The 20,869-nt window shown below is 71.6% G+C and carries 17 protein-coding genes and 1 pseudogene; 6 read left to right on the forward strand and 12 right to left on the reverse strand.

The window, feature by feature from the left end; all coding sequences use genetic code 11:
* Positions 1 to 108: 108 nt before the first annotated feature.
* Positions 109 to 2,133, reverse strand: a complete 2,025-nt coding sequence (locus tag ACZ4U4_RS11040) for a serine/threonine-protein kinase (protein WP_467871630.1) — start codon at positions 2,131 to 2,133, stop codon at positions 109 to 111.
* A gap of 188 nt (positions 2,134 to 2,321) precedes the next feature.
* On the opposite strand from ACZ4U4_RS11040, the gene ACZ4U4_RS11045 reads away from it, so the two are divergent.
* Complete coding sequence (locus tag ACZ4U4_RS11045) at positions 2,322 to 3,761, forward strand: serine hydrolase domain-containing protein (protein WP_467871632.1); 1,440 nt, start codon at positions 2,322 to 2,324, stop codon at positions 3,759 to 3,761.
* Here the strand turns inward: ACZ4U4_RS11045 and ACZ4U4_RS11050 are convergent.
* Complete coding sequence (locus tag ACZ4U4_RS11050; RefSeq protein WP_467871634.1) at positions 3,659 to 5,365, reverse strand: glycerol-3-phosphate dehydrogenase/oxidase; 1,707 nt, start codon at positions 5,363 to 5,365, stop codon at positions 3,659 to 3,661. The genes ACZ4U4_RS11045 and ACZ4U4_RS11050 overlap by 103 nt on opposite strands.
* Positions 5,366 to 5,557: 192 nt before the next feature.
* Between ACZ4U4_RS11050 and ACZ4U4_RS11055 the strand changes: the two genes are divergently transcribed.
* A complete protein-coding gene (locus ACZ4U4_RS11055; RefSeq protein ID WP_467871637.1) occupies positions 5,558 to 6,805 on the forward strand; it encodes a nucleotide sugar dehydrogenase in 1,248 nt (415 codons plus the stop codon).
* Positions 6,806 to 6,885: 80 nt separating this feature from the next.
* Here the strand turns inward: ACZ4U4_RS11055 and ACZ4U4_RS11060 are convergent, their stop codons facing one another.
* The 4 genes from ACZ4U4_RS11060 to ACZ4U4_RS11075 form a co-directional block, all read right to left on the reverse strand.
* Positions 6,886 to 7,998 (reverse strand): GuaB3 family IMP dehydrogenase-related protein, encoded by a 1,113-nt coding sequence (locus ACZ4U4_RS11060; protein WP_467871639.1) that lies wholly within the window; start codon positions 7,996 to 7,998, stop codon positions 6,886 to 6,888.
* Between the two features lie 102 nt (positions 7,999 to 8,100).
* Positions 8,101 to 9,603, reverse strand: a complete 1,503-nt coding sequence (guaB, locus tag ACZ4U4_RS11065) for an IMP dehydrogenase (RefSeq protein ID WP_467871642.1) — start codon at positions 9,601 to 9,603, stop codon at positions 8,101 to 8,103.
* Positions 9,604 to 9,753: 150 nt separating this feature from the next.
* The gene (locus ACZ4U4_RS11070; protein ID WP_391643486.1) at positions 9,754 to 10,329 is read right to left on the reverse strand and encodes a sigma-70 family RNA polymerase sigma factor; all 576 of its coding nucleotides are present in this window, start codon (positions 10,327 to 10,329) and stop codon (positions 9,754 to 9,756) included.
* Between the two features lie 491 nt (positions 10,330 to 10,820).
* A complete protein-coding gene (locus ACZ4U4_RS11075; protein WP_003948568.1) occupies positions 10,821 to 11,432 on the reverse strand; it encodes a response regulator transcription factor in 612 nt (203 codons plus the stop codon).
* 408 nt (positions 11,433 to 11,840) lie between these two features.
* Here ACZ4U4_RS11075 and ACZ4U4_RS11080 point away from each other — a divergent pair, with 408 nt between their 5' ends.
* Positions 11,841 to 12,173 carry a WhiB family transcriptional regulator gene (locus ACZ4U4_RS11080; RefSeq protein WP_030287465.1) on the forward strand — a complete coding sequence of 111 codons (333 nt, stop codon included), beginning with the start codon at positions 11,841 to 11,843 and terminating at the stop codon, positions 12,171 to 12,173.
* A gap of 126 nt (positions 12,174 to 12,299) precedes the next feature.
* Here ACZ4U4_RS11080 and ACZ4U4_RS11085 read toward each other — a convergent pair whose 3' ends face one another.
* Positions 12,300 to 13,211, reverse strand: coding sequence for a LysR family transcriptional regulator (locus ACZ4U4_RS11085; RefSeq protein WP_030287463.1), 912 nt, complete (start codon positions 13,209 to 13,211; stop codon positions 12,300 to 12,302).
* A 172-nt stretch (positions 13,212 to 13,383) separates the two neighbouring features.
* On the opposite strand from ACZ4U4_RS11085, the gene ACZ4U4_RS11090 reads away from it, so the two are divergent.
* A complete protein-coding gene (locus tag ACZ4U4_RS11090; protein WP_467871646.1) occupies positions 13,384 to 14,157 on the forward strand; it encodes an SDR family NAD(P)-dependent oxidoreductase in 774 nt (257 codons plus the stop codon).
* 105 nt (positions 14,158 to 14,262) lie between these two features.
* On the opposite strand, the pseudogene ACZ4U4_RS11095 reads toward ACZ4U4_RS11090, so the two are convergent.
* The 3 genes and pseudogenes from ACZ4U4_RS11095 to ACZ4U4_RS11105 form a co-directional block, all read right to left on the reverse strand.
* Positions 14,263 to 14,799, reverse strand: a pseudogene (locus tag ACZ4U4_RS11095) (GntR family transcriptional regulator); the annotation flags it as partial.
* Between the two features lie 142 nt (positions 14,800 to 14,941).
* Complete coding sequence (locus ACZ4U4_RS11100; RefSeq protein ID WP_467871648.1) at positions 14,942 to 15,163, reverse strand: DUF397 domain-containing protein; 222 nt, start codon at positions 15,161 to 15,163, stop codon at positions 14,942 to 14,944.
* Positions 15,160 to 15,984: a helix-turn-helix domain-containing protein gene (locus tag ACZ4U4_RS11105; protein WP_467871651.1), complete on the reverse strand. Its 825-nt coding sequence runs from the start codon at positions 15,982 to 15,984 to the stop codon at positions 15,160 to 15,162. The genes ACZ4U4_RS11100 and ACZ4U4_RS11105 overlap by 4 nt, the downstream gene beginning before the upstream one ends.
* 549 nt (positions 15,985 to 16,533) lie before the next feature.
* On the opposite strand from ACZ4U4_RS11105, the gene ACZ4U4_RS11110 reads away from it, so the two are divergent.
* Positions 16,534 to 16,863 (forward strand): hypothetical protein, encoded by a 330-nt coding sequence (locus ACZ4U4_RS11110; RefSeq protein ID WP_467871654.1) that lies wholly within the window; start codon positions 16,534 to 16,536, stop codon positions 16,861 to 16,863.
* Between the two features lie 71 nt (positions 16,864 to 16,934).
* Here ACZ4U4_RS11110 and groL read toward each other — a convergent pair whose 3' ends face one another.
* Together groL and groES are read right to left on the reverse strand one after the other, a co-directional pair.
* Complete coding sequence (gene groL, locus ACZ4U4_RS11115; protein WP_467871656.1) at positions 16,935 to 18,560, reverse strand: chaperonin GroEL; 1,626 nt, start codon at positions 18,558 to 18,560, stop codon at positions 16,935 to 16,937.
* A gap of 103 nt (positions 18,561 to 18,663) precedes the next feature.
* Positions 18,664 to 18,972 (reverse strand): co-chaperone GroES, encoded by a 309-nt coding sequence (groES, locus tag ACZ4U4_RS11120; protein WP_030287454.1) that lies wholly within the window; start codon positions 18,970 to 18,972, stop codon positions 18,664 to 18,666.
* Between the two features lie 444 nt (positions 18,973 to 19,416).
* On the opposite strand from groES, the gene ACZ4U4_RS11125 reads away from it, so the two are divergent.
* Positions 19,417 to 20,853 (forward strand): FtsW/RodA/SpoVE family cell cycle protein, encoded by a 1,437-nt coding sequence (locus ACZ4U4_RS11125; RefSeq protein ID WP_467872104.1) that lies wholly within the window; start codon positions 19,417 to 19,419, stop codon positions 20,851 to 20,853.
* Positions 20,854 to 20,869 lie beyond the last annotated feature (16 nt).

Here is a 20,869-nt window from a genome sequence, read left to right on the forward strand (position 1 = left end):
GGGCCCGAACAGCCTTGTGAATCTCACGATACGTGCCCGGAGCGGCGGTTGCGGCCCGCTCCGGGCGAACGTCTCACGGTCCGTCGGCTCCGAGCCGACGGTCCGTCATCAGTCCTTGATGGCGAAGGTCTTGAACGCCGTGTCCCGCAGCTTCTTGCACTCATCGCCCGACCAGGCGTCCGCCTTGCAGGTGATCATGATCGCGTAGCCGTGGTCGTCGTCCGCCCGGAAGCCGCGGTTGAGCACCCGGACCTTCTGGCCGTGCGAGGTGCGGGTGAACGACCAGTCGGCGACCGTCGGGTAGTCCCGCCACTGCACGGACTTGATGCCGATCAGGTGGTAGCCGGGCGTCGAGCTGCTGACCGCCGGCTCCGCCTGCCGCCAGGCGGCCGCCGCGTCCTTGCCGGGCGAGGCGTTGTAGTCGATCTGGATGCGCGGGAAGCCGTCGTTCTTGCTGAAGATGGCGCCGGAGTTCTGCCCCGCGGTGCCCGTACGGTGCCAGCCCTTGGGCATCGCCACCCGGAAGTGGAAGTCGCCGTTGGTGACCTTCGCGTACCCGGCGGGCAGCTCGTCCTTCTTGTCGTCCTTGCCCTTGCCGTCCTTGCCGTCGTCACCGGCGCCGGGCGTCGTCGGGGCCTGGTCGGACGGGGTGGACTTCCCGCCGTCGGGCGCGCCGCCGCCGTGCGAGGCGTGCGTCTGCGCCGCCGTCGCCTCGATGTCGCGGCCCGCCGCGGCGCCGTTGCCGCTGTCGCCGCCGGAGAGCGCGAACCCGAGGATCGCGGCCACGACGGCGAGCGCCGCGACGACCGCGATGATGATCAGCGTGCGGCGCGGCACCACATCGGTGACCGACGCCCGCGGCGCCCGCCCGCCGCCCGCACCGGACGCACCGGAGCCCGCGCCCGAGCCGGAGCGGGCCGCGGACGCCGCCGACGCCGCGGAGGAGGCGGCCGACGCGGCAGCGGCCCGTACCGTCTTCAGCGCGCCGCGCATCCGCTCCTTGGCCGCCTCGCTGTCGAAGCCCGGCCGGGCGGAGCCCGCGGCCTTGGCGGGCCCGCCGCCCGCGGCGGAGGACGGCTTCTCCGGTGCCGCGGGCGCCGCCTTCGCGGCCGGGGCCTGCGGTGCGGCGGCGGCCGCACCGGCGGCCGGCGCCTGCTTCGGCTTCCGCTGCCGGGGCTTGGCCTGCTTGGGTGCGGGCTTCGGCCGGGCCGCCGGGCGCGGCGCCGCCGCCTCCTCGGGCACCACCGGCAGCGCCATCGCCCGCGTCGCGTCCAGCGGCGGCTCGGGCTTCTCCGGCGTGCTCAGGACCTTCTCCAGCAGCACCCGCGCCCCGGCGTCGTCCAGCCGCCCGTCCGGGTCCTTGACCAGCAGCCCGCAGATGACGTCCGCCAGCGGTCCGGCGTGCTTCGGCGGCTCCAGCGGCTCGGTCATCACCGCCGTCAGCGTCGCGATGGCGGAGCCCTTGTCGTACGGCGGCACGCCCTCGACACAGGCGTACAGCAGACCGCCGAGCGACCACAGGTCGGCGGGCGGGCCCGGCTTGTGGCCGCGGGCGCGCTCCGGCGAGATGTACGAGGGGGCGCCGACGAGCATGCCGGTGGAGGTCACCGACGGGTCGCCCTCGACCTGGGCGATGCCGAAGTCGGTCAGCACGACCCGGCCGTCGTCCGACATCAGGACGTTCGACGGCTTCACATCGCGGTGCAGGATGCCCTCGCGGTGCGCGGCGCGCAGCACGTCGAGGACGGCGAGGCCCACCTCACCGGCGCGGCGCCAGGTGAGCGGACCGTCGTCGCGCACCAGTTCGGCGAGGGAGCGGCCCTCGACCAGCTCCATGACGATCCACGGCCGGTCGTCCTCGTCGACCACGTCGTAGACCGTCACCGCGCCGTTGTTGCGGATCCGGGCGATCGCCTTGGCCTCCCGCAGCGTGCGGGTGATCAGGCGCCGCTTCTCGTCCTCCTCGACACCGCCGGGGAAGCGCAGTTCCTTGACCGCGACCGTACGGCCCAGCACCTCGTCGCGCGCCCGCCAGACGGTGCCCATGCCGCCGCGGCCGAGGACTCCGGCGAGCCGGTACCGGCCGGCGAGCAGCCTGCCCTCCTTGCCGTCCATCTCGACCTCGTCGCCCACTGAATCCCCTCTGCAATCCAGCCGAGTTGGCGGCCCCGATTCCCATCGGCGCCAAACTGGCCCAACTCGGACAACCCACCCTGGCAGAGCCTTCATTCTCTCTCATCCGCGAGGGTGCGGAAGGCCCGGGGCCGTGACGTACAGTGCCGCGCGCACCCGCCATGACGGCCCGAAGGACGGGACCCCCGATGACGACGCAACGGCCGCGCCCCGCCCCCGCGGGTGTGCTCCGGCGCCCGCCCGCGCCTCCCGCGCGCCGCCGCCCGCCCACCGCGCGCCCCCTCCTGGCGGCGCTCCTCGTCCTCTCCTGCCTGGCGCTCACCGGCTGCGGGGCGCCGCCCCGCACACCGGACGCGGCCCCCGCGCGACGGCCGCCCGACACCACGGCGCCCGCACTGCGCGCCCTGGTCGCCGCGGGCGCCCCCGGCGCCGCCTCCCTGGTCACCCGGGACGGAGAGGCCGCCGCCGCCCGCTTCTCCACCGCCGGCGTCGCCGATCTGCGCACCCGCCGCCCCATGGAGCGCCAGGACCGCTTCCGGGCGGGCAGCCTCACCAAGACGCTGGTCGCCACGGTGATCCTCCAGCTCGCCGCGGAGCGGCGGCTCACCCTGGACGGTTCCGCGGCCCGGCTCCTGACGACCGGCCACCGGACGCCGCCGGGCCTGTCCCGCACGGGCCTCGCCCCGCTCTCCCGGGTAACGGTCCGCCAGCTCCTCGACCACACCAGCGGCCTGTTCAACTACACCGACGACCCGGCCCTCCACCTGACCGGCCCGGCCTTCGCCGGCCACCGCTACGCCACCCACACCCCCGCCGAGCTGCTGCGCCGCGCACTGCGCCACCCACCGGCCGCCGCCCCCGGCGCCCGCTACGCCTACTCCAACACCAACTACGTCGTCCTCGGCCTGATCGTCGAGGCGGTCACCGGCCGCCGCTACGCCGAAGAGATCCGCCGCCGGATACTCGACCCCACCGGCCTGACCGGGACCAGCTTCCCCGGGACCCGCGCCACCTTGCCCCGCCCGCACGGCCGCGCCTACTTCCGCACCGGCCACCGGCAGATCGACGCCACCGAGCTGAACCCCAGCTGGGCGGGGGCCGCCGGGGAGATGATCACCACCCTCGACGACCTCAACCGCTTCTTCGCCGCCCTCCTCGGCGGCCGGCTGCTGCCCCCGCACGAGCTGGCCGCACTCCGCGACGAGCACGCCACCAAGGGCGTCTACGGCCTCGGCATCTACGCCACCCGGCTGCCCTGCGGGGTGACCGTCTGGGGCCACAACGGCGACATCCACGGCTCGTACGCCCGCACCGCCGCCTCCGCGGACGGCCGGCACCTCGTCAGCTACCACCTCAACACCGACGCCCCCGGCCCCCGGGCGGACGCCGACGCGATCCTGACCGCGGAGTTCTGCCCGAAGGCGGAGCCGGGGGCGGGCACCGGTACGCCCACGGCGGGGACGGGCGCACCCCGGGCCGCCGCCCGCGCCGCGTCCGTCCCCGCCGCTCCGAGGCCGTCACGCCCTCACAGCGGGACGATGTCCGGCGCGCCCAGCCGTGCCGCATCGGCCGTCAGATCGTCGGGCTGGCGCTGCGATTCCCGCTCCGCCTCGACCCGCTTCTCGTAGTGCGCGACCTCCTTGTCGACCTGCGCGGCGTCCCAGCCCAGCGCCGGAGCCATCAGCTCCGCCGCCTCGCGGGCGCAGCGGGTGCCGCGGTCGAAGGTCTCGATGGAGATGCGGGTGCGCCGGGTCAGTACGTCGTCGAGGTGGCGGGCGCCCTCGTGGGTGGCGGCATAGACCACCTCGGCCCGGAGGTAGTCCTCCGCGCCGGTCAGCGGCGTACCCAGCGTCGGATCGGCGATCACCAGCTCCAGCAGCTCCTCGGTCAGCGAGCCGTAACGGTTCAGCAGATGCTCGACGCGGGCGACGTGCAGCCCGGAGCGGGCCGCGATCCGGGCCCGGGCGTTCCACATCGCCTTGTACCCCTCGGCGCCGAGCAGCGGTACGTCCTCGGTGACGCACTCCGCGACCCGCTGGTCGAGCCCGTGCACCGCCTCGTCCACCGCGTCCTTCGCCATCACCCGGTACGTCGTGTACTTGCCGCCGGCCACCACGACCAGCCCCGGCACCGGGTGCGCCACCGTGTGCTCGCGCGAGAGCTTGCTCGTCGCGTCCGACTCCCCGGCCAGCAGCGGCCGCAGCCCCGCATAGACGCCCTCGACGTCGTCCCTGGTCAGCGGCGTGGCGAGGACGGAGTTCACATGCTCCAGCAGATAGTCGATGTCGGCGCTGGACGCCGCCGGATGCGCCTTGTCGAGGTCCCAGTCGGTGTCGGTCGTCCCGATGATCCAGTGCCGTCCCCAGGGGATGACGAAGAGCACGCTCTTCTCGGTGCGCAGGATCAGCCCGGTCGTGGAGTGGATGCGGTCCTTGGGGACGACGAGGTGGATGCCCTTGGAGGCGCGGACGTGGAACTGCCCGCGCTCGTTGATCAGCCCCTGGGTGTCGTCGGTCCACACCCCGGTGGCGTTGACGATCTGCCGGGCCCGGATCTCGTACGTACCGCCCGACTCGACGTCCTCGACCCGCGCGCCGACCACCCGCTCGCCCTCGCGCAGGAAGTCCACCACCCGCGCGCCGTTGGCGACCTGCGCGCCGTACGAGGCGGCGGTGCGGATCAGCGTCTCGACGAACCGCGCGTCGTCCATCTGCGCGTCGTAGTACTGCAACGCCCCGACCAGCGCGTCCTTGCGCAGACAGGGCGCGACCTGCAGCGCCCGCCGGTGCGAGAGGTGCCGGTGGACGGGGAGTCCGCGGCCGTGGCCGGACGAGAGGGACATCGCGTCGTAGAGCGCCACACCGGAGCCGGCGTAGAAGCGCTCCCAGCCGCGGTGCTGGAGCGGGTAGAGGAACGGCACCGGCTTCACCAGATGCGGGGCCAGCCGCCCCAGCAGCAGCCCGCGCTCCTTCAGCGCCTCCCGTACCAGCGCGAAGTCCAGCATCTCCAGATACCGCAGTCCGCCGTGGATGAGCTTGCTGGAGCGGCTGGAGGTGCCCGCCGCCCAGTCCCGTGCCTCGACGAGCCCGGTGGCGAGCCCGCGGGTCGCCGCGTCCAGGACGGTTCCGGCGCCGACGACACCGCCGCCGACCACCAGAATGTCGAGTTCCCGTTCCGCCATCCGGGCGAGCGCCTCGGCGCGCTGCACCGGTCCCAGGGTCGCTGTTTTCACCACTGCCTCCCACTGTGATCGGGGCCACACCCCCGTCGGTCGATTCTGTCCGCGTCGGCTGCCCTCACTCCCCCCTGCCGCCACCGGCGGCAACACCCCGCCACCTTGATCCACCAATTCCCATTCTGCGGGAAATGTCGGCTTAGTCTACTTATGCGTCAATCGGAATCGCTCGGGAAGGGCCGCAGCAGCATGCCCGCAGACCTCGCCGTCATCGGCCTCGGCCACCTCGGCCTCCCCCTCGCCCAGGCCGCCACCGCGGCCGGCGTCTCCACCGTCGGCTACGCCCCCGATCCGCACGCCACCCCGCTCACCGCCCCCGACGGCCCGCTGACCACCACCGAACTGCGGCGGCTGACCGCGGCCGGATTCCGCACCACCGACGACCCCGCCGTCCTCGGCCGGGTCCGCACCGCGGTCATCTGCGCCCCCACCCCGCTCGGCGCCGACCGCGCCCTCGACCTCACCGCCGTCGCCGACGCGGCCCGCACCCTCGCCGCCCGGCTGCGCCCGCACACCACCGTCATCCTCGAATCCGCCGCCTACCCGGGCACCACCGAGGACTTCCTGCGCCCCCTGCTGGAGGAGGGCTCCGGGCTCACCGCCGGCCGCGACTTCCACCTCGCCTGCTCCCCGCCGCGCCACGACCCCGGCAACCGCACCCACGGCTACGCCAACACCCCGAAGGTCATCGGCGGCCTCACCGCCGCCTGCACCGAAGCCGCCGCCGCCTTCTACGGCCGCCTCACCGACAAGGTCGTCCGCGCCCGCGGCCCCCGCGAGGCCGAGACCGCCGGGCTCCTGGAGACCAACTACCGCCACCTCAACATCGCCCTGATGAACGAGATGGCGGTCTTCTGCCACGACATCGGCGTCGACCTCTGGGACGTCATCCGCTGCGCCGAGACCAAACCGTTCGGCTTCCAGGCGTTCCGCCCCGGCCCCGGCGTCGGCGGCCACGCCGCCCCCGTCGACCCCAACTACCTCGCCTACCAGGGCCGTTCCCTCGGCTACCCGCTGCGCATGGTCGAGCTGGCGCAGGAGGTCAACGACCGGATGCCCGGCTACGTCGCCCGGCGCTGCGCCACCCTCCTCAACGAGCACGGCAAGTCCGCCCGCGGCGCCCGCATCCTCCTCATCGGCGTCACCTACAAGCCCGACATCGGCGACCAGGAGGGCGCCCCCGCCCGCGAGATCGCCGCCCGCCTGATGGAGCTGGGCGCCCACATCGCGTACCACGACCCGTACGTCCCCCGCTGGACCGTCCTCGACCGCCCGGTCCCCCGCGCCGACTCCCTCCACGAGTCCGCCGCCGGCGCCGACCTCACGGTCCTCCTCCAGCCGCACCGCACGTACGACCTCCAGGGCCTGTCGGTCAAGGCCCAGCTGCTGCTCGACACCCGCGGGGCGACGCCCGCCGGGGCGGCCCACCGGCTGTGACACGCCGAGGGGCCCGGCCCACCGTGGTGGTGGACCGGGCCCCTGAGCGGCTGCCGCCGTACGGCCGGCGCCTGCGGGTACTACGACGGGTCGACCGTCACCTCGACGCGCTGGAACTCCTTCAGCTCGGAGTAGCCGGTCGTCGCCATCGCCCGGCGCAGCGCACCGAAGAAGTTCATCGAACCGTCGGGCCTGCTCGACGGGCCGAGCAGCACCTCCTCGGTGGTGCCGACCGCGCCGAGGTCCACGCGCTTGCCGCGCGGCACGTCCTCGTGGACCGCCTCCATGCCCCAGTGGTGGCCGCGGCCGGGCGCGTCCGTCGCACGGGCCAGCGGGGAGCCCATCATCACGGCGTCCGCACCGCAGGCGATGGCCTTCGGCAGGTCGCCGGAGAAGCCCACGCCGCCATCGGCGATGACGTGGACGTACCGGCCGCCGGACTCGTCCATGTAGTCCCGCCGCGCCGCCGCGACATCCGCCACCGCCGTCGCCATCGGCACCTGGATGCCGAGCACGTTACGGGTGGTGTGCGCCGCGCCGCCGCCGAAGCCGACCAGCACACCGGCCGCGCCGGTCCGCATCAGGTGCAGCGCCGCGGTGTACGTGGCGCAGCCGCCGACGATCACCGGGACGTCCAGCTCGTAGATGAACTGCTTGAGGTTGAGCGGCTCGGCCGCCGACGAGACGTGCTCGGCGGAGACCGTCGTCCCGCGGATCACGAAGATGTCGACGCCGGCGTCCACCACGGCCTGCGAGAACTGCGCGGTGCGCTGCGGGGAGAGCGCGGCGGCGGTGACGACACCGGAGTCGCGCACCTCCTTGATGCGCCGGCCGATCAGCTCTTCCTTGATCGGCGCGGCGTAGATCTCCTGCATCCGCTTGGTGGCCGCGTCACCGTCCAGCTCGGCGATCTCGGCGAGCAGCGACTCCGGGTCCTCGTAGCGGGTCCACAGGCCCTCCAGGTTGAGGACGCCGAGGCCGCCCAGCTCACCGATGCGGATGGCGGCCTGCGGCGAGACCACGGAGTCCATCGGGGCCGCCAGGAACGGCAGCTCGAAGCGGTAGGCATCGATCTGCCAGGCGATCGAGACCTCCTTCGGGTCGCGGGTGCGGCGACTCGGTACGACGGCGATGTCGTCGAAGGCGTACGCCCGGCGGCCGCGCTTGCCGCGCCCGATCTCGATCTCAGTCACGTTGTGGGGCCTTTCCCTCTTGGTCTGCGTGTCCCAGTATCTCCGACACGCGTGTGAGGGGCGGCTCCGGAGCGTCCGGTGCCGCCCCTCACGGGCGTGGTGCTACTTACGGCTGTAGTTCGGCGCCTCGACCGTCATCTGGATGTCGTGCGGGTGGCTCTCCTTGAGACCCGCCGAGGTGATCCGGACGAAGCGGCCCTTGGACTCCATCTCGTCGATGGAGGCGGCACCCACGTAGCCCATCGTCTGGCGCAGGCCGCCGACGAGCTGGTGCAGCACGTTGGCCAGCGGGCCGCGGTAGGGCACCTGGCCCTCGATGCCTTCGGGCACGAGCTTGTCGTCGGAGGCGACGTCGGCCTGGAAGTAACGGTCCTTGGAGAACGAACGGCCCTGGCCACGGGATTGCATCGCCCCGAGGGAGCCCATGCCGCGGTACGACTTGAACTGCTTGCCGTTGATGAACAGCAGCTCGCCCGGCGACTCCTCACAGCCGGCGAGGAGGCTGCCCAGCATCACCGTGTCGGCACCGGCGGCGAGCGCCTTGCCGATGTCGCCGGAGTACTGCAGGCCGCCGTCGCCGATGACCGGGACGCCGGCCGCGCGGGCGGCGAGCGCCGCCTCGTAGATCGCGGTGACCTGCGGGACGCCGATACCGGCGACGACGCGGGTGGTGCAGATGGAGCCGGGGCCGACACCGACCTTGACGCCGTCGACACCGGCGTCGATCAGGGCCTGCGCGCCGTCCCGCGTCGCGACGTTGCCGCCGATGACGTCGACGTTCACGCTGGACTTGATCTTCGCCATCCAGTTCAGCGCATTGCTGTTGTGGCCGTGCGAGGTGTCCACGATCAGGAAGTCCGCGCCCGCCTCGGCCAGCGCCTGCGCCCGCTCCAGCGCCTCGGGGCTCGCGCCGACGGCGGCACCGACGAGGAGACGGCCCTCGGCGTCCTTCGCCGCGTTCGGGTACTGCTCGGCCTTGACGAAGTCCTTGACCGTGATCAGGCCCTTGAGGACACCCGCGTCGTCGACCAGCGGAAGCTTCTCGATCTTGTGGCGGCGCAGCAGCTGCATCGCGTCGACACCGGAGATGCCGACCTTGCCGGTGACCAGCGGCATCGGCGTCATGACCTCGCGCACCTGACGGCTGCGGTCGGGCTCGAAGGCCATGTCACGGTTGGTGACGATGCCGAGCAGCTTGCCGGCCGCGTCGGTCACCGGGACGCCGCTGATGCGGAACTTCGCGCACAGGGCGTCGGCCTCACCGAGCGTCGCGTCCGGGTGCACGGTGATCGGGTCGGTCACCATGCCGGACTCGGACCGCTTGACGAGGTCGACCTGGTTGACCTGGTCCTCGACCGACAGGTTGCGGTGCAGCACACCGACGCCACCCTGCCGCGCCATCGCGATGGCCATCCGGGCCTCGGTGACCTTGTCCATCGCGGCGGAGAGCAGCGGGATGTTCACCCGGACGTTGCGCGAGATACGGGACGAGATGTCGACCGCGTTGGGCAGCACCTCGGATGCGCCCGGCAGCAGCAGCACGTCGTCGTAGGTCAGCCCGAGTGTCGCAAATTTCTCAGGTACTCCATCGACGTTGTCGCTCATGACACCTTCCCCAATGCTCTTGCCTCGGCGCGGACGTCCATGCTAACGGCCTGAAGTGGCGTCTCATTCCACGAGGAATGAGGGCCTCATCACCCGTACCTTCCTACGGCCACATCCGGCCATCGGCGCACGGATCACGCCACCACGGGCCTACTGCTCGGCCAGCGCCCGCAGCCTGCTCAACGCCCGGTGCTGCGCGACCCGCACCGCACCCGGCGACATCCCGAGCATCTGCCCGGTCTCCTCCGCCGTCAGCCCCACCGCGACCCGCAGCAACACCAGCTCCCGCTGGTTCTCCGGCAGGTTGGCCAGCAACTTCTTCGCCCACGCGGCATCGCTGCTCAGCAGCGCCCGCTCCTCGGGCCCGAGCGAGTTGTCCGGCTGCTCGGGCATCTCGTCGGACGGCACCGCCGTACTCCCGGGCCCGCGCATCGCGGCGCGCTGGAGATCGGCGACCTTGTGTCCGGCGATGGCGAAGACGAACGCCTCGAACGGCTTCCCGGTGTCGCGGTAGCGCGGCAGCGCGCAGAGCACCGCGACACAGACCTCCTGCGCCAGGTCCTCGACGAAGTGCCGGGCGTCCCCCGGGAGCCGGGAGAGACGGGTCCGGCAGTAGCGCAGCGCCAGCGGGTGCACATGGGCCAGGAGGTCGTGCGTGGCCCGCTGGTCCCCCTCGACTGCGCGTGCAACGAGATCACCGATCTCCTGCTTGCCGTCATCGCGCATCGGACCATGGTGCCTTGACGCGGCACCGCTCTCGGCACCGCCCTCGTCGTTGTGCACTGAACCGTTACGAGCCGCCGCGTTAGCACGCACGTCCCACGCCTCCCCCGATCGGGTTGTGCCCATGCCGACGTCGAGTCCTCGCCGGTAGCGTGTATCCGTGCCGTGAGGCATCGGGTAAGGCTTGTCCGTCATGAGGTCTCTTCTTGGCCGAGTGAGAAGCCCCGGCCTCCGCCGGGGAGGAGTCACACGTCAAGGATGCGGCATCCCGTGACGTTTCGACGTCTAAGGGTTGCCCACACCGCTCTCGGACCGCTCCGGGGGACGCCGCCGAGCGACGCCCGGCCCCCGAAGACCGGCACGGCCCGCCGTACGGACGGCGGCGCTCCCCCGCGCGCGACCTGCGCCGCACCGCCCGTCACCCACGCGACAAGGGGGCCACAACGCTCGCTCTCCTGCCGGAGAGAGCCGCCGTGACCCCGTTGACCCGCAGGTCAGCGCACCAGACCCCAACGGAAGCCCAGGGCCACCGCATGGGCGCGGTCCGAGGCGCCGAGCTTTTTGAACAGCCGCCGGGCGTGGGTCTTGACCGTGTCCTCGGAGAGGAACAGCTCCCGGCCGATCTCGGCGTTGGAACGGCCGTGACTCATGCCCTCCAGCACCTGGATCTCGCGGGCGGTGAGCGTCGGGGCGGCACCCATCTCGGCCGACCGCAGCCGCCGTGGGGCGAGCCGCCACGTCGGGTCCGCGAGCGCCTGGGTGACCGTGGCCCGCAGCTCGGCGCGCGAGGCGTCCTTGTGCAGATAACCGCGGGCCCCGGCGGCGACCGCGAGGGCCACGCCGTCGAGATCCTCGGCCACCGTGAGCATGATGATCCGGGCACCCGGATCGGCGGACAGCAGCCGGCGCACCGTCTCCACACCGCCCAGACCGGGCATCCGCACGTCCATCAGAATCAGATCCGAGCGATCGGCACCCCAGCGGCGGAGGACTTCCTCGCCGTTGGCGGCCGTCGTCACACGCTCGACGCCGGGAACGGTCGCAACCGCGCGGCGGAGCGCCTCTCGGGCAAGCGGGGAGTCGTCGCAGACGAGGACGGAAGTCATGACTGTCCCCCGCCACTCTCACAGCTGCTGCGCGTCACCTTGAGCCTCCAGGCTGGTACGTATCGTCACCTGTGCGCTTGACGGGCTCGGACACCTGCCCGATCACTAACTCCGCCAACCGCTTTCGCACACTCAACGACGGTCACTCGAAAGAGTTACGGGTTCGAGCATCGAATTCGGCACGCTGCGTAAGGGCCCGGATACGCAGACGATACGCCGACGAACAGTGCCGCCGTGGGCGATCACTCGCCCCCGAATGAACCTTATGCCCTGTTTGGCTCCCTTCCTTTCATTTTCTGGCGATCTGACGCTAGATTCGCAATGAGTCATATTTACATCTACTTAGACAGTAGATGTACCGTCGTCATCACCGAGCCCGATACAGCAATCGCTTCGAGGGGATACGCAATGGCAGATTTCTCCCGCCTCCCGGGCCCGAACGCAGACCTCTGGGACTGGCAGCTGCTGGCAGCCTGCCGCGGTGTGGACAGTTCGCTGTTCTTCCACCCCGAAGGGGAGCGCGGCGCCGCCCGCAGCGCGCGTGAGACATCGGCGAAGGAGGTCTGCATGCGCTGCCCCGTACGGGCCGAATGCGCGGCGCATGCGCTGGCCGTCCGCGAGCCCTACGGGGTCTGGGGCGGCCTGACCGAGGACGAACGCGAGGAGCTGATGGGCCGGGCCCGGCACCGGATGGTCCCCGCGACCACGCTGGTCGGCCCCGCGGGCGCCCAGAGCGGCTGACACCGGACAGCCGATCCGCTCAGCAGAAACGTTCCTCCACAGGCGTGGCCGCACCTCGGACAGGGGTGTGGTGACGCTTCGCGCTGCCCTGCGCCGATGCGGACACATGGGCCGTACGCCGCCGGATCAGCGAGCGGCGGCACACTCCAGCTGATCGAGCATGGCGCCGACGGCCGGGACCCGGGCGAGGTCCGGCAGCGTGAGGGCGACGATCTCGCGGTGCACGGCGGGCTCCAGGCGCACCGTCCGCGCCCCCTTGGGGCGTACCGACGCGAGGGTCAGCTCGGGGAGCGCCGCGACGCCCAGGCCAGCGCCGACCAGGCCGATCACGGCCGGGTAGTCGTCGGTGGCGAAGTCGATCCGCGGGGTGAACCCGGCGCGCTCGCACACCTCGACCAGATGCGTACGGCAGCGGGGGCAGCCCGCGATCCACGGCTCGTCGGCGAGGTCGCCGAAGGCGGCGGAGCCGGTGGCGGCGAGGCGGTGCCCCTCCGGGACCAGGCCCACCAGACGGTCGGCGAGGACCGGGCGGACGACCAGGTCGTCCCAGTCGGAACAGGCTTCCGGGGCGGCCGCGCGCACCTCCGGGTAGCGGAAGGCCAGCGCGATCTCGCAGTCGCCGTTGCGCAGCATCTCGATCGAGCGGGGCGGCTCGGCCTCGTCCAGGGAGACGCGGGTGCGCGGATGGGCGGCGCGCATGGCGGCCAGCGCGGCGGGCACCAGCGTGGAGCTGCCGGAGGGGAAGGACACCAGGCGGACGCGGCCGGCGCGGAGCCCCGCGATGGCGGCGACCTCCTCCTCGGCGGCGGTGAGCCCGGCGAGGATGCCGACGGCGTGGCGCACCAGCGCCTCGCCCGCCTGAGTCAGCCGCATCTCGCGGCCGGTACGGATCAGCAGCGGAGTGCCCGCCGACTGCTCCAGGGCCTTCATCTGCTGACTGACGGCCGGCTGGGTGCAGCCCAACTCCCGGGCGGCGGCGGAGAACGAGCCGGTACGGGCGACCTCACGCAGCACACGGAGATGGCGAGCCTCGATCATGACTCCAGCATAAGCGAGACTTGGGGGTAGGAGGGAAATAAGGGTTGCGGCTTTGATCACGCCCCTTTGCCGGCGGCCTGGTTCCGCTCGGGCGGGGGTGGCCTCCGCAGGCCGGTCGGGTGGGGGGCCGGACGGGTGCGTTCATGTCATCCGGGCCGGATAGCGTGCCCGCATGACGACTGCATTGATCACGGGAGCGACCTCGGGCATCGGGGCGGCGTTCGCCCGGCGCCTCGCGCACGACGGCCACAACCTCGTCCTGGTGGCGCGCGACGAGAAGCGGCTGCACCGGCAGGCGACCGAACTGCACGACCTGCACGGCATCGAGGCGAGCGTGCTGAGCGCCGATCTGGCCACCGAGGAGGGCATCGCCGCGGTCGAGGAGCGGCTCGGCGACCGGAAGCACCCGGTGGACCTGCTGGTCAACAACGCGGGCTTCGGCAACAAGGGTGAGTACCTGGATGTGCCGATGGACGACGAACTGGCCATGTTGAAGGTGCACTGCGAGGCGGTACTGCGGCTGACCACGGCGGCGGTGCGCGGGATGCGGGAGCGGCGGCGCGGCGGGGTCGTCAACGTCGCCTCCGTCGCGGCGTTCGTACCGCGCGGCACCTACGGTGCGAGCAAGGCGTGGGTGGTCCAGTTCACGCAGGGCGCGGCGCGGGACCTGGCGCACAGCGGGGTGCGACTGTTGGCGCTCTGCCCCGGCTTCGTCCGGACGGAGTTCCACCAGCGGGCCGGGATGGGCACGGACAACATCCCCAGCTGGCTGTGGCTGGACGCGGACAAGCTGGTCGACGCGGCGATGAAGGACCTGGCCCGCGGCCGCTCACTCTCCATCCCCGACCCGCGCTACAAGGCCCTGATGGGCGCCGCGAAGCTGGCCCCCCGCGGCATGCTCGGCGGCCTGACCTCACGCACAGGGCGGAAGTTCGGGCCGAAGTAACGGGTGACGGCCGGGGCCGACCGGGACGCGGCCGGGGCGCGCGGAGGCGCGCCCCGGTCCGGTCCGTAAGGGACGGGCCCCGCCCCTTGCGGTTCGCCGCCCCCGCTACGCCTCGATGTCGTATTCGAGAACGTACGCGGACGAGTCCAGGACCATCTCGTTGACCTCGACGGGACGGCCGCCGTCCGCGAAGGCGGTGCGGACGATGACGATCACGGGCGTACCCACGCCGAGGCGCAGCCAGTCCGTCTCGTCCCGGGACGGCATCCGGCTGCGGATCTCCTCCCGGAAGCGCACGGGTCCGGAGCCCAGCTCGGCGAGGCGGGCGTAGACGCCACCGGGGCCGGTGTCCTCCTCGACGATCGCCGAACCGGCCACCAGCGCGGCAGGCAGACGACTCTCCGCCAGCAGCACCGGCTTCCCGTCGAGGACGAACCGGCGACTGCGCACGCACACCGCCTCGCGCGGCTCGATCCCGAGCACCTCCGCGACGGCCACGGACGCCGGCTCCTCACTCACACCGACCTGATCGACGACCAGCTCCCGCTCCCCGACATCCGTCGACCAGATGGAGCGCCCCTCACCCCACCGCTCCCGCGCGAGCCGCTGGACGCCGCGGCGGCGCAGCGGGCGGAAGTCTCGGGGCTCCTCCGGCTGACGACCGTCACCGCTGGGGGTCATACGCCCTCCTCGCTGTTCGCTGGAGATCTAGCCCCGACGGTACGACGACGCGCCCCGCCTCCGGGGACCGCCCGTCCACCTGGGTGACTGCGCGCAACGCCCGTCAGGTGACTGGCAATTCCCCGTCCCTGACGGCGGAGAGGAAGGACGACCAACCATTGGCCGGGAAGACCAGCGCGGGGCCTTGCGGGGCCTTGGAATCCCGGACCGGAACCAGCCCGGACACCGCGAAGGTCCGGGAGACCTCGACGCACTGCCCCCCGTTGGAGCCGCTGTACGAGGACTTGACCCACGTAGCGGCGGCGAGGTCGATGCCTGCGGTCATGAGGTGTACTCCTTGTGCAAATCCTTGACCAGGGCGAGGGAATCGTCTGGGGAGAGCGCGTGCGCCCGCAATCGCTCGTAGTGACGGACAGCATCCGTAACGACCATCCCCTTGTCGTACATCTTGCCGCCTTGCGGCAAGTCCGAGTACAGGATCGTAGGGGCGGATTCGAACATCAGGAGCGTGAAGGCCGAAAGGTGCGCCGCCGCAGCCCCGGCCGCATAGGTGATCACCTGGATGTCGGTGTCAGGGCGCTCGGCTGAGGCGATCAGATACTGCAATTGGTCCGCCATGACGGCAGGTCCGCCAACCATCGTGCGCAGACACGCCTCGTGGAGGACTGCCCACAGCGTCGGCGGATTCTCCCGCTGCATCACTTCGCGGCGCCTTATACGGGCTTCGACCTTGCCCCGGATCACATCGGCGCGGGCATGAGGGAACCCGGCGCGGAAGATCGCATGGGCGTATGCCTCCGTCTGCAAGAGGCCCATGATGCCGGTGACCGAGTAGTCGCAGGTGCTGGTCGCCCTCTTCTCCTTTTCGAGGTAGGGAATGAACCAGCTCGGGTGATCCCCCTCAAGGAGCCGCACGAGCATGCCGGCGAACAGGCCGTTCGTCCCGAACGCCAGGTCGCATCCCGTGGCGAACTTCATGCTGGGCGTCTGCTTCCCGGACTCGACCATGCTGACGTAGGCATCGGTGTAGCCCGTGGCCGCGCCCAGCTGCTTCTGCGTGAGCTTGCGCCCGAGGCGTACCCGTTTCACGTCTGAACCGAAGCACTGGAGGGGACTTAAGACCCCGGGGAAATGCGTCTCGTCCACCGCTGCGACCTCCCACTCCGACGTCCCGACGCAGTGCCACAGCGGGCGACAGACCTAAGAACGTCCACTTAAGTCGGGCCAGCCTATGGGAAGTTGGGCCACCTTGGTGACCAATTGACTACAACCGGTGCACAGCCGGGGAGTCAGGCAAACACCAGCCCACTCGCCACACACGAGACCCCCGCGACCGTTGCTGGACGGCCCGGGGGCGTGGCCCTCAACCCCATGGAGGTTGACGACAGTGCTGCACTTTATCCGAACGATCTTCGAAACGCTGCTGGCCCGACTACTGCCCGCCCAGGGCTGCCATCGGGCCACACACCCGCGTCCCGTCGGGCTCCACGCAGACACGCCGCCCGCAGGTCCGGCGTTCGCGCCCGTCCCCTCGCCGCAAAGCGAAGACGTCCCCTTGGTACGCCCCTACGTCCTCGCGTCCTCGGAACGGCAGGAGCACCGGGGGCGGCGGGCACAGCGGCGCAGGCTGTGGTCGGCGGCGCGCGGTGTTGCCGGGGCGGACCTGCTGCGTGGTGCGGCGGAGGTGGCCGCCTGATGGAGTCCCTGGACCGTGCGCGCCTGCTGCCGTGGGCCGGTGCCGACGGGAGGCCGTGTTACCTGATCGGCGGCACCGGGACCGGGTACGTCTCGCGGCTCGCCGATCGGATGGAGGCGGAGCAGATGGAGGCGGCGGCCGTTCTCATCGAGGAGGCGCGGCGCGTCCTCGCCTCGTGCGCGTGGACGCCCGGTGAGATTCACCTGTTGGCCTACGACTTGAGCGGCGCGCTCACCGAGGTGCACCGGGTGTCGGAGAGTCGAGGTGCCCGCTTGCGGCAATGGGCGGACGAGGACGACGGCGGGGACGGCGCTCCGTCCGCCGCATAGCGCAAGGCCCGGCCCCCCAGCGGGGACCGGGCCTCGTGCGGCGCTACCGGCGCGGCCTGTTCAGGGCCGGGTCAGTGGGCGTGGCCGTGGCCGTGGCCGGCCTCGGCGGGCTCCTCCTCGGCGGGCTTCTCGACGACCAGGGTCTCGGTCGTGAGGAGCAGCGAGGCGATGGAGGCGGCGTTCTCCAGGGCGGAGCGGGTGACCTTCACCGGGTCGATGACGCCGGCCTTGACCAGGTCGCCGTACTCGCCGGTGGCGGCGTTGAAGCCCTGGCCCTTGTCCTGCTCGGCGACCTTCGAGGTGATGACGTAGCCCTCGAGGCCGGCGTTCTCGGCGATCCAGCGCAGCGGCTCGACGGCGGCGCGGCGGACGACGGCGACACCGGTGGCCTCGTCGCCCTCCTTGCCCAGGCCGCCTTCCAGCACCTTGGCGGCGTGGACGAGCGCGGAGCCACCACCGGAGACGATGCCCTCCTCGACCGCGGCGCGGGTCGCGGAGATGGCGTCCTCCAGACGGTGCTTCTTCTCCTTCAGCTCGACCTCGGTGGCCGCACCCACGCGGATGACGCAGACGCCACCGGCGAGCTTGGCGAGGCGCTCCTGGAGCTTCTCGCGGTCCCAGTCCGAGTCGGTGGTCTCGATCTCGGCCTTGATCTGGTTGACGCGGCCGAGGACGTCCTCGGAGTTGCCGCCACCGTCGACGATGGTGGTGTCGTCCTTGGTGACGGTCACGCGGCGGGCGGTGCCCAGCACGTCCAGACCGGCCTGGTCGAGCTTGAGGCCGACCTCCTCGGCGATGACGGTGGCACCGGTGAGGGTGGCCATGTCGCCGAGCATCGCCTTGCGGCGGTCACCGAAGCCGGGCGCCTTGACGGCGACGGCGTTGAAGGTGCCGCGGATCTTGTTCACGACCAGGGTCGACAGGGCCTCGCCCTCGACGTCCTCGGCGATGATCAGCAGCGGCTTGGAGCCACCCGCCTGGATGACCTTCTCCAGCAGCGGGAGCAGGTCCTGGATCGAGGCGATCTTGCCCTGGTGGATGAGGATGTACGGGTCCTCCAGGACCGCTTCCATCCGCTCCTGGTCGGTGACCATGTAGGGCGAGAGGTAGCCCTTGTCGAAGGCCATGCCCTCGGTGAAGTCCAGCTCCAGACCGAAGGTGTTGGACTCCTCGACGGTGATGACACCGTCCTTGCCGACCTTGTCCATCGCCTCGGCGATCAGCTCGCCGACCTGCTTGTCCTGGGCGGACAGGGCCGCGACGGCGGCGATGTCGGTCTTGTCCTCGATGGGACGCGCGGTCGCCAGCAGGTCGTCGGAGACGGCCTTGACGGCGGCGTCGATGCCCTTCTTCAGGGCGGCGGGGGAAGCACCGGCGGCGACGTTGCGCAGGCCCTCGCGGACCAGCGCCTGGGCCAGCACGGTGGCGGTGGTGGTGCCGTCACCCGCGATGTCGTTGGTCTTGGTCGCCACCTCCTTCACCAGCTGGGCGCCGAGGTTCTCGTAGGGGTCGTCGACCTCGACCTCACGCGCGATGGTGACGCCGTCGTTGGTGATGGTCGGCGCGCCGAACTTCTTGTCGATGACGACGTTGCGGCCCTTGGGGCCGATCGTCACCTTCACCGTGTCGGCCAGCTTGTTGACGCCGCGCTCCAGGGCGCGACGGGCGTCCTCGTCGAACTTCAGGATCTTCGCCATGAGTTACGTGTCCTTAACGTCGTGCTCTCAACGAACTGCGCCCCTGCCCCGGTGCTTGGACGCGGGAACCAGGGGCGCAGATCACAGCAGAATGCTGGGTGACTTACTTCTCGACGATCGCGAGAACGTCGCGAGCCGAGAGGACGAGGTACTCCTCGCCGTTGTACTTCACCTCGGTGCCGCCGTACTTGCTGTAGAGCACGACGTCGCCGACGGAAACGTCGAGCGGAAGACGGTTGCCCTCCTCGAAGCGACCCGGACCGACGGCCAGGACGACGCCCTCCTGGGGCTTCTCCTTGGCAGTGTCCGGGATGACCAGGCCAGAGGCCGTGGTCTGCTCGGCGTCGAGCGGCTGGACCACAATGCGGTCCTCAAGCGGCTTGATGGCAACCTTGGTGCTGGCGGTCGTCACGATCCGACCTCCCCCTTCGGAGATCTCACGGGGTTAACTGTCTGAGGTGGCGAGCAGTTGGATCCGTCGTCGCGGGTGCCGGACCAGCCCATCGCCGTGCTTAGCACTCCCCTTCGGAGAGTGCCAACGCCGACACTATGACGCGGTTAGCACTCGGTCAAGTGGAGTGCCAGTCGAGCCGGAAACGGGTCGCCCGGGCCACGGGCGGGCCGCAGGTGGAGACTCCGGCGGAGCCACACCCTGCACCGTCCCGGCCGGATACCGTGCCGAATCGGACACATCAGGGGCCGTCGTCGCAACCCGGCGCCCCGGGCCTCGGTCTTCCCTGAAGGTTGCCGGGCCGGCCACCGGGGCGGGCAGCTTCGCGGATGACGGAGGAGACAGGTGCGAGGAGCGAGGAGTGCGGCGCGTGCCGCGCGGGAGGAGAGCGACGTCGAGCGCACGATGACGTTCGCCGCGCTCGCCCAGGCACCGGACCGCCGCCGGACCGAGGCGTACATGCTCGCCTTCGCCGTCGCGATCACCGTCGGCGGCTACGCGTACACCGGCCTGTCGATGGAGGGGCGGCTGCCCGACGGGATGGGGTGGTTCACCGCCGCGATGGTGCTGATCGCGCTGGTGCCGCATCTGGTCGTCCGCCGCGTCGCCGAGCGCGCCGACCCGCTGATCCTGCCGCTGGCCACCCTGCTCACCGGCATCGGCCTCGTCCTGCTGAACCGTCTCGACATCACCTACGAACGGCTGCCACGCCTGCAGACCGCGCAGGCGGCCACCGGGCAGCTGGTGTGGACGGGCCTGGGGGTGGCGGTCTGCGTGGGGATCCTGCTGCTCCTGCGCGACCACCGGGTGCTCCAGCGTTACGTGTATCTGACGATGGCGGTCGGGCTCGTACTGCTGATGGCGCCGGCGTTCTTCGGCGCGGACCAGTTCGGCGCCAAGCGGTGGATCCTGCTCGGGCCGCTGTCGCTGCAGCCCGGCGAGTTCGTGAAGCTGATGATCGTGGTGTTCTTCGCCGGGTATCTGACGGTGAACCGCAATGCGCTGGCGTTGACCGGGCGGCGGGTGATGGGCGTGCAGCTGCCGCCCGGACGCCAGCTCGGGCCGATCTTCACGATCTGGATCATCAGCCTGCTGGTGCTGGTCTTCGAGCGCGACCTGGGGACGTCGCTGATCTTCTTCGGCGTCTTCGTGATCATGCTCTACATGGCCACCGAGCGGACCGGCTGGGTGGTCTGCGGCCTGCTGATGGCGGCGGTCGGCGCGGCGGTCGTGGGGTCGGCGGAGCCGCACGTCAAGGGCCGGGTGATGGCCTGGCTGCACCCGATGGACATCTTCCTGCCGCCGGAGAAGCGGCCGCCGGGGCTGATCTCCGCGCAGTCGGCGGAGTCGCTGTTCAGCTTCGGCAGCGGCGGCGTCGGCGGCACCGGGCTCGGTCAGGGCCACCCCGAGCTGGTCGGGTTCGCGGGCAACAGCGACTTCATCCTCACCACCGTCGGCGAGGAGCTGGGGATGGCCGGGGTGATGGCCGTCCTGCTGCTCTACACCCTCCTCGCGCAGCGCGGGTTCCGGGTCGGAGTGAGCGCCCGTGACCCGTTCGGCAAGCTGCTCGCCGTGGGGCTGTCGGGCGCGCTGATACTCCAGGTCTTCGTGGTCGCCGGCGGGGTGACGGGGCTGATCCCGCTGACCGGCAAGGCGCTGCCGTTCCTCGCCAAGGGCGGATCGTCGCTGGTGGCGAACTGGATGATGGTCGCCGTGCTGCTCCGGATCAGCGATGCGGCGCAGCGCCGCCGGGAGCCGGTGGGCGCCTTCGCGCGGCGCGGCCGGCGGCGTGCGGGGCGGCGTGCGCTGCCCGCCCCGCGCGCCGGTGGACGGGGGAACTGACGGCCACGGCCGTCCC

This window comes from Streptomyces sp. NPDC029159 (assembly GCF_055564055.1).

Excerpts from the sequence above, each read along its gene's own strand:
- ACZ4U4_RS11045 (WP_467871632.1), top strand. The coding sequence starts at position 2,322 with ATGACGACGCAACGGCCGCGCCCCGCCCCCGCGGGTGTGCTCCGGCGC.
- ACZ4U4_RS11055 (WP_467871637.1), top strand. The coding sequence starts at position 5,558 with ATGCCCGCAGACCTCGCCGTCATCGGCCTCGGCCACCTCGGCCTCCCC.
- guaB (WP_467871642.1), bottom strand. The coding sequence starts at position 9,603 with ATGAGCGACAACGTCGATGGAGTACCTGAGAAATTTGCGACACTCGGG.
- ACZ4U4_RS11070 (WP_391643486.1), bottom strand. The coding sequence starts at position 10,329 with ATGCGCGATGACGGCAAGCAGGAGATCGGTGATCTCGTTGCACGCGCA.
- ACZ4U4_RS11075 (WP_003948568.1), bottom strand. The coding sequence starts at position 11,432 with ATGACTTCCGTCCTCGTCTGCGACGACTCCCCGCTTGCCCGAGAGGCG.
- ACZ4U4_RS11080 (WP_030287465.1), top strand. The coding sequence starts at position 11,841 with ATGGCAGATTTCTCCCGCCTCCCGGGCCCGAACGCAGACCTCTGGGAC.
- ACZ4U4_RS11085 (WP_030287463.1), bottom strand. The coding sequence starts at position 13,211 with ATGATCGAGGCTCGCCATCTCCGTGTGCTGCGTGAGGTCGCCCGTACC.
- ACZ4U4_RS11090 (WP_467871646.1), top strand. The coding sequence starts at position 13,384 with ATGACGACTGCATTGATCACGGGAGCGACCTCGGGCATCGGGGCGGCG.
- ACZ4U4_RS11100 (WP_467871648.1), bottom strand. The coding sequence starts at position 15,163 with ATGACCGCAGGCATCGACCTCGCCGCCGCTACGTGGGTCAAGTCCTCG.
- ACZ4U4_RS11110 (WP_467871654.1), top strand. The coding sequence starts at position 16,534 with ATGGAGTCCCTGGACCGTGCGCGCCTGCTGCCGTGGGCCGGTGCCGAC.
- groL (WP_467871656.1), bottom strand. The coding sequence starts at position 18,560 with ATGGCGAAGATCCTGAAGTTCGACGAGGACGCCCGTCGCGCCCTGGAG.
- ACZ4U4_RS11125 (WP_467872104.1), top strand. The coding sequence starts at position 19,417 with ATGACGTTCGCCGCGCTCGCCCAGGCACCGGACCGCCGCCGGACCGAG.